The sequence below is a fragment of the Pseudomonas sp. 01L34 genome, assembly GCF_056400265.1.
This window is the reverse complement of the sequence record NZ_JBFTSX010000062.1, coordinates 1-347: the sequence shown is the minus strand read 5'-3', so window position 1 is coordinate 347 and position 347 is coordinate 1. Positions and strand designations below refer to the sequence as shown.

Here is a 347-nt window from a genome sequence, read left to right as displayed (position 1 = left end):
GCCGTCTTCGACGTTGGCCGAGAGGGTGTAGCTCACCGYCGTGCGGATCAGGTCGCGGCCTTCGTCGGCGAGCTCAGTGACCTTGTCGGTGGCGTTGTCGATGACGTAGGTGTCGTCGCCRCTGCCGCCGCTGAGGGTGTCGGCGCCGGCGCCGCCATCCAGCCAGTCATTGCCGGCCCCGCCTTGCAGGGTGTTGTTGTAGGCGTTGCCGAGCAGGGTGTTGTTCAGGTCGTTGCCGATCACGGTGAAGGCACCGAGGCCGGTGACGGTGACATCTTCGACGTTCAGCAGGTTGCTTTGACTGAGATCGACGGTGCTGCTGGCCAGGGTCGAGGTGTAGCTGATGT

Annotated in this window: 1 pseudogene; it reads right to left on the bottom strand. The window is 64.6% G+C overall.

The features are described 5' to 3' along the window. Nucleotides 1-347, bottom strand: a pseudogene (locus AC1DQM_RS29990) (hypothetical protein); the annotation flags it as partial.